Source organism: Synechococcus sp. R3-13, from assembly GCF_047462195.1.
Lineage (GTDB): Bacteria > Cyanobacteriota > Cyanobacteriia > Thermostichales > Thermostichaceae > Thermostichus.
Map to the genome: position 1 here is coordinate 1 of NZ_JANSIO010000411.1, position 6826 is coordinate 6826.

Below are 6826 nucleotides of genomic sequence, written 5' to 3' on the forward strand. Positions count from 1 at the left end.
AGGTGCTCGGCGTAGTCGATGTCGGCCCGCAAAGTATGCAAAGGGATCCGCCCCTCCCGCGTCCATTCGGTGCGGGCAATCTCGGCCCCGTTCAGACGCCCGGCAATTTGGATTTTGATCCCTTGTACGCCTGCCCGCTGGGCCCGTTGGATTACCTGGCGCACGATGCGGCGAAAAGCAATCCGCCGTTCCAACTGTTGGGCGATATTTTCCGCCAGCAAGGTCGCTTCGGCGTCGGCACGGGTGACCTCTACTACATTGATGCGAATGGTTCGTTCGCCGCCACCTCGTGAACCAGGGCTTTGTCCCGCTAGCGCGGACAGCTCTTTCTGTAGACCTTGGCGCAAAGTCTCTAGGCTGGATCCGCCCCGACCCACAACTACCCCAGGGCGAGCAGCCCGGATCTCCAGGTCAATTTGATCCGCTTTGCGCTCGATTTGGATATCGGCCAAACCAGCACTGCTCAATTGCTTGGTCAGGTAGGTGCGAATCTGATCATCCTCCTGTAACAGGGCTGGATAGCGGGCCGGATCGGCAAACCAGCGGCTGCGATGTTCTTTAATCACGCCGAGGCGGAAACCGGTGGGGTGGATCTTCTGTCCCATGGTGGTTAAGGGGTAGAGGTCTGGGAATACGGAAGGTTAGGAAGCTGTCACCACTTCAGCTCCTATGGGCCGGACGGCGATGGTGATGTGGCAGGTGCGCTTGCGAATGGGGTAGGCCCGCCCTTGGGCGCGGGGGCGAAACCGTTTCAGGACGGGCCCCTGATCAGCATAGGCCTGGCTGATCACCAGATCCCGGGGATCCAAGCCGTTGTTGTGCTCTGCGTTGGCCACCGCCGAGCGCAGCACCTTACGAACCGGCTCACAGGCAGCGTAGGGCATGAACTCCAGCAGGATGAGGGCATCGGCATAGGTGCGCCCGCGGATCTGATCCAGCACCCGCCGCACTTTGAAGGGGGACATGCGGATGTAGCGGGCTACCGCTTTAACCTCAGGGGATGAATCAGCCATGGCGCTCTCCCTCCTGCTCAATACTGTCCTACTCGTTGTTTATCTCAACGGCGGGCGGCTTTTTTGTCGCTACCCGCGTGGCCACGGAAGGTACGGGTGGGGACAAATTCCCCCAGCTTGTGACCCACCATCTGGTCAGTGATGTAGATGGGCACATGTTGCTTGCCGTTGTGAACGGCGATGGTGTGGCCGATCATGACCGGCAAGATGGTGCTGGCCCGCGACCAGGTCTTGATCATGTGCTTCTCGTTGCGCTCGTTCATCTTCTCCACCTTGAGAAGCAGCTTGGCATCCACAAAGGGGCCTTTTTTCAGCGAACGTCCCATAAGAACCTCAACTGTTTGACAAGCAATGACCATCGAAGAAGCTTCAGGAAGCGCATGGCCAGACGGCTATTGGGCAGCCCTTCCGCCCTTGTCTCGACGGCCCCCGCGACGGCGACCGCGCACGATGAACTTGCTGCTGGGCTTGTTGCGTTTGCGGGTTTTGTATCCCAGGGTGGGCTTACCCCAAGGGGTGACGGGGGTACTGCGGCCTATGGGGGCTCGCCCTTCCCCGCCACCATGGGGATGATCCACAGGGTTCATCACCGAGCCACGCACCTTAGGACGGCGCCCCAACCAACGACTGCGACCCGCCTTGCCCAGGCTGATGTTGTTGTGGTCAACATTGCCCAGTTGGCCGATGGTGGCGTAGCACTCGCCGCGGATCATGCGGACTTCGCCGGAGGGCAGCTTGAGGGAGACATATTTGCCTTCTCTGGCCACCACTTGAGCGCCAGCCCCGGCGGCGCGAACGATCTGCCCGCCGCGACCGGGATACAGCTCCACATTGTGAACCACCGTTCCCAAGGGGATCCGCTCCAGGGGCATGGCATTGCCGATCTCAAAGGGGGCCTCTGGCCCGGCCATGATGGTGGCTCCCACCTGTAGGTTGCGGGGAGCGAGGATGTAGCGTTTCTCGCCGTCTTCGTATTCCACCAGGCAGATGTGGGCGCTACGGTTGGGATCGTACTCCACAGTTTTGACGGTCGCCGGGATCCCGCGCTTGTCGCGACGGAAGTCGATGATGCGGTAAAGCCGCTTGTGGCCACCACCGCGGTGCCGGCAGGTGATGACGCCACGGTTGTTGCGCCCTTTCTTGCGGTGAATAAATTGCAGCAGCGACTTTTCCGGTCTGGGCCGCTTGCCGTTCTCGTCACGGGACAGCTCCTCGAAGTCAGAGACCGTCATGTGACGGGTGCTGGGGGTGTAAGGTCGGAGAGTACGAATGCCCATGGCTCGGGTAGGGGTGGGGGATGGGATGACAACAACTCAAAAAGGGGGGTTAGGTGTCCGGGAAGAGGGTAATGGAATCTCCCTCGGCCAAGGTCACAATGGCTCGCTTGGGACGGGTGCGGTAGCCCACAAAGCGGCCCACCCGCCGTTGCTTGCGCGGGAGCTTCAGGGTGTTGACGGAAGTAACTCGCACGCGGAACATTTCTTCGACGGCAGCTCGGATGAGCGGCTTGGTGGCGGTGGGCAGCACTTCAAAGACATATTTGCGCTGCTCCCTCAAGGCGGTTGCCTTTTCGGTGATGACGGGGCGCAACAGGACGTCGGCCAGGATCCGCTTGCTCTCAGTCATCGCTTTCCTCCTCTTCTGGGGCTGCTTCGGCCTCTTCTACCGTTGACGGCTCTGCTCCTTGAGCCAGTTCTTCTGCTGGATCTTGGGGCTCTTCGGTTTGCTCTTCTGGCCCCTGCGGATCTGCTGGACGTCCTTGGAGGGCAGCTTGGTTTTCCTGGGCCTCAGGTTGGGCTGGGGTTTGCTCTGCTTCCTCGTGTTCGCTTTCTGGAACGGCCTGATCTTCCGGCCCATCTCCGGGCAGGGCCTGATCTTCGGCTAGGTCGGCCTGAGGTGCATCCTCAGAGGGAGTCTCCAGAACTGCCGGCGCAGCGTCGGATCCCCAACGGGCCTTGAGCTGCTCTAGGGCAGAAACGGTGATCAGCACCCAATCGACGTTGAGCAGATCGAAAACGTTGATCTGATCCAGGCCGATCAGCTTAACGCGGGCGATGTTGCGCACGGCCCGCTCTACGGCTTCCGAGCGTTCGGCAACGATGAGCAGAGCCGATTGATCTTCCATCACCCCCCAGCGCAGCAAAGCCTGGGCCACAGCACGGGTTTTGGGCGGGTTGAGCTGCTCCTGGAAATCCTCCACGACGATCAGGTCTTCCACCCGACTTTGCAGAGCGGTGCGCAGGGCCAGTTGCCGTTCTTTGCGGTTCATGGCCAGGTTGTATTCCCGCTTGCGGGGGCCGAAGATCACCCCCCCTTTGCGCCAAAGTGGGGAGCGGATGGAGCCGGCACGGGCCCGACCGGTGCCTTTCTGCTTCCAAGGCTTGCGACCGCCGCCGCGCACCTCAGCTCGGGTCTTGGTGTGGGCGTTGCCCTGACGAGCATTGGTCATCTGCCGGCGCAGTGCCAGATAGAGAATGTGGGCGGCTGTTTCGGGACGAGCAACTTTGAGGCTCAGCTCCGCGCTGCCCACCGTTTCCCCTTGCCAATTTTTCACCACACAACTTGCCATGGTTTCCTCGTCTTTGCGGATGCGGGTCAGCCTTTGCCAGGGATCCCTCCTTAGCGCTTGTTGCCCACCTGCTTGGCAGGGGTGATCTCCAGCAGCCCTCCTTCTACCCCGGGCACGCAACCCTTGATCACCAGCAGATCCCGCTCTGGATCCACCTGCACCAACTGCAATTTGCGGGTGGTGACTCGGCCACCTCCCAACCGCCCCGCCATGCGCATCCCCGGAAACACGCGGCCTGGGGTTGTACCGGCGCCAATGGAGCCCGGTCGGCGGTGGTTTTTGGAGCCGTGGGACATGGGGCCACGACCAAAGTGGTGGCGCTTTTGATAGCCGGCAAACCCTCGCCCGATGGAGGTACCGGCCACATCCACCAATTGGCCAGGGGAGAACATCTCGACGGTAATTTTCTGCCCCAACTGGTAGGCTTCTGGCTGGTCAACCCGGAACTCCCGCAGGTGGCGCAGCAGCTCTGTCACCCCCGCTTTGGTGAGGTGGCCCCGCTGCGCCCGCGTGAGATGCTTTTCGGCAGTGGGCAAGTAGCCCAACTGAATGGCGTTGTAGCCATCTGTGGCTTGGGTTTTGATCTGGGTCACGGTGCAAGGCCCCGCCTGCACGACAGTGACCGGAATGGCCAGCCCTTCTGGAGAGAAGATCTGGGTCATGCCGACTTTTCTTCCGAGGATGCCAAGTGCCACAAGAACCTCCAATCGAGCCTTCACGACTCGTTTTCATCAACTGAGAGCCAGCTCACTCCGACAATCGGCTAGCCGTTCGCGAAGCGGGCCGTAGGCCAATGGCTCAGTTAGCCGGATGGATAGGCATACAGCAATAGCGTGGCAGCAGGAAGCTCAAGACAAAGCTGAGTCTGCCGGCTGAGGCGAAAGAGCAAGGTAGGGATCCCCCGAGGCCAAGTCCAGCGCCGGCAACGCTGAGCCTTTTGCTTAGTTCACCCCCAAAGCTGCACGCCAAACTGCTTTTGTTGAGAGCTGCTCAGACTTACCTGCTAAAGAGGCAGTATCTGGTGTAGCAGCGCGCCGGGTCGCCAAAGCGGATGGACTCAGTTGGCAACGGAAAACAATCATAATGAAGCGAAGGCCCGTTTGTCCAGACTTTTGCTGAGAAAATGGGTTGGTTGGAGAGGCCGGAGAGGGTAAGGGCAGCTCAAGTGGAAGAAAAGAGCCATTGGCCAGGGAAGCCATCTCCCTTCCAAAGTGTAATGGGCTGGGCAGGCAGTGGGCTGACCCAGGCTTGTGTGGATCACTATCGAAGTTTGTTGCAGGCGGGATCCGATCCGGGCCGGGTCTTGTTTTTGGTGCGGAGTCAACGGCAAGCGGATGAGGTGTTGCGGCGCTTGCAGCAGTCCAGTTCGGGCTTGGTGGGGCCGTGGCGGATCGAAACGTTCTTGCAGCGGGTTGGGCGCTCTCTGGCCGATCATTGGCCGCAGGTGTGTGCCCGCCTTCCTCAGTTGCCTCCTCAGTTTGAGCCGATCCCCTTGGCCAAAGATCTCACTCAATTTCTCTGCGAACGAGCTTGCGCTTTGTGCCCTCGGCATGGGGAAGCCTTTGCCGGGGTCGGGCTCAAGGAGTTCCAGATCTGGGATCAGATTAGCAGTGCTGCTTACATTGCGGGGGCTTCGGGTTTGCCGGCAGAGGTGGTGGGATCCCAGCTGGCCCGGGCTTGGCCCGAGGAGGCAGATCCGCGGCGGGCAGAGGCTTTGCAGGCAATGGGCTGCTGTGTGGGTCGGCTGTGGGAGGCAGCGCTTCGGTTGGGATCCCTGGATTTTGGTCTGCAAATTCGGCTGTTTGGCGAACACATCCTGCCGCTAGCGGAGTTTTGGCAAGAGTGGGATCATCTGATCGTAGATCAGGCGGAAGACAGTTGCGGGGTGGCGCTGGAGTTTTACCGGCAGGGGCAAGCCCATCTGCAAAGCCAATTTTTCAGCTACACCCTCGGCGGCGGGGTCTCTTTGACCGGGATCCCGGAAGCTGTGGCCGACTTCTTGATGGAAAAAACGCAGGTTCAGTTTCTGGAGGGGAGCCATCGCGCTTCAGCAGGCATGATCCGCTTGGGGGTGCAGATTGCGCGGGTGCTGGATCCCCCGTTTTCTCATCCGCTGCCTGAGCCGAAGGGGGGGGAGCTGCCGCTGGTGCAAACCCTGGAGGAAGAGACCCAGTTTGCGGCAGTAGAGGCGATGGTTGCCCAAATTCGCCGGCTTTTGGGGGCCGGGATCCCGGCCCATCGCATCGCTGTTTTGCTGCCCCGTATGGATGCGGGGGTGAGCCTGAGCTTGCAGGAGCAGTTGTCGGAAGTGCCGGTTTTGCCGATTGCCCCCTTCCCGGCCTTGATCCGCTATCCTTTGGTGCGGGCGGTGCTGACGGCAGCAGAATTGGCTCACCCTGAGTGGGGCGCTTTTCCTACTTTGCCGGCTTGGCGGCTGATGTTGAGCTGGGTGCTGGGGCTGGATCCCATCCGGGCGGCTCTGTTGGCCGAAGATACCTGGGATCCGGTGGGGCGTTCTCTGCGTCCCCGAACGGCAGTACGGCAGCCAGAGCGAGTAGGGTTTGCCAACCTGGAGCGCTACCAGCGACTGTTCGATTGGCTGCGCGGCTATCATCCCGGCCCTTCATTGGCCGCTTTCTTCCAGCAGTTTTTTGCCGATCACTTAGCCCCGGCGATTGCTTCCCCTCAGGATCAAGAGCTGCTGCGCGTGTTGATGGAAGCGGCACGGCGGTTTCGCCAGGCCTTCCCCGCCGAAGGGGATCCCGCCTTTTTGGCCATGATCCGCTCGGGACAGACCCCCAGCAGCAGCCGCTTCGAGCCCGACTATTCCCGTTACTTGGTAGTTGCAACTCCGGGGGCCTACATCACTCGGGGTTTGGAGGCCGATTACCAATTTTGGTTTGATATCACCAACCCCAGCTGGTCCCGCTCCCTCTGGCATGTGCTCTACAACAGCCGTGTGCTGACGCCGGAATGGGACGGGGAGGTTTTCGATGCGGCGCGGGATTTACAGGCGCGTCAACAGATTTTGGCCCGCACGCTGCTGAACCTCTGTTGCCGCACTCAGAAGGGGCTGTGGCTGGTGCGCTCCAATTTTAATTATCGCGGCGAGGAGAACACCAGTATTCTGGACTACCTGATTTTGAAGGGGTTGAAGGCCATGGCAACCGCCGGCTAAGGGAGAGCCTATCCTGAAAGGGTGCTGGCAACTCAGGTTGTGTTGATCTTTCATTTGAGCCAAAAG

7 protein-coding genes and 1 pseudogene are annotated in these 6826 nt (G+C 60.6%); 1 reads left to right on the forward strand and 7 read right to left on the reverse strand.

Annotation, left to right across the window (positions count from 1 at the left end):
- The 7 genes and pseudogenes from rpsC to rplC all read right to left on the reverse strand — a co-directional run.
- A partial coding sequence (rpsC, locus tag NW856_RS12060) for a 30S ribosomal protein S3 (protein ID WP_414400471.1) occupies nt 1–605 on the reverse strand: 605 nt, incomplete at its 3' end.
- Between the two features lie 36 nt (nt 606–641).
- Nucleotides 642–1013: a 50S ribosomal protein L22 gene (rplV, locus tag NW856_RS12065; RefSeq protein ID WP_414355949.1), complete on the reverse strand. Its 372-nt coding sequence runs from the start codon at nt 1011–1013 to the stop codon at nt 642–644.
- Between the two features lie 44 nt (nt 1014–1057).
- Nucleotides 1058–1339 carry a 30S ribosomal protein S19 gene (gene rpsS / locus NW856_RS12070; protein WP_414331934.1) on the reverse strand — a complete coding sequence of 94 codons (282 nt, stop codon included), beginning with the start codon at nt 1337–1339 and terminating at the stop codon, nt 1058–1060.
- Nucleotides 1340–1405: 66 nt separating this feature from the next.
- Nucleotides 1406–2290, reverse strand: a complete 885-nt coding sequence (gene rplB / locus NW856_RS12075; protein WP_414400472.1) for a 50S ribosomal protein L2 — start codon at nt 2288–2290, stop codon at nt 1406–1408.
- Between the two features lie 49 nt (nt 2291–2339).
- Nucleotides 2340–2639, reverse strand: coding sequence for a 50S ribosomal protein L23 (locus NW856_RS12080; protein ID WP_414400473.1), 300 nt, complete (start codon nt 2637–2639; stop codon nt 2340–2342).
- Between the two features lie 316 nt (nt 2640–2955).
- Nucleotides 2956–3582: pseudogene (gene rplD, locus NW856_RS12085) on the reverse strand (50S ribosomal protein L4); the annotation flags it as partial.
- A gap of 50 nt (nt 3583–3632) precedes the next feature.
- Nucleotides 3633–4277 carry a 50S ribosomal protein L3 gene (gene rplC, locus NW856_RS12090; RefSeq protein ID WP_011434152.1) on the reverse strand — a complete coding sequence of 215 codons (645 nt, stop codon included), beginning with the start codon at nt 4275–4277 and terminating at the stop codon, nt 3633–3635.
- 521 nt (nt 4278–4798) lie between these two features.
- On the opposite strand from rplC, the gene NW856_RS12095 reads away from it, so the two are divergent.
- On the forward strand, nt 4799–6760 hold the full coding sequence (locus tag NW856_RS12095; protein WP_414400474.1) for a hypothetical protein: 1962 nt from the start codon (nt 4799–4801) through the stop codon (nt 6758–6760).
- The last annotated feature ends 66 nt before the right edge of the window (nt 6761–6826 follow it).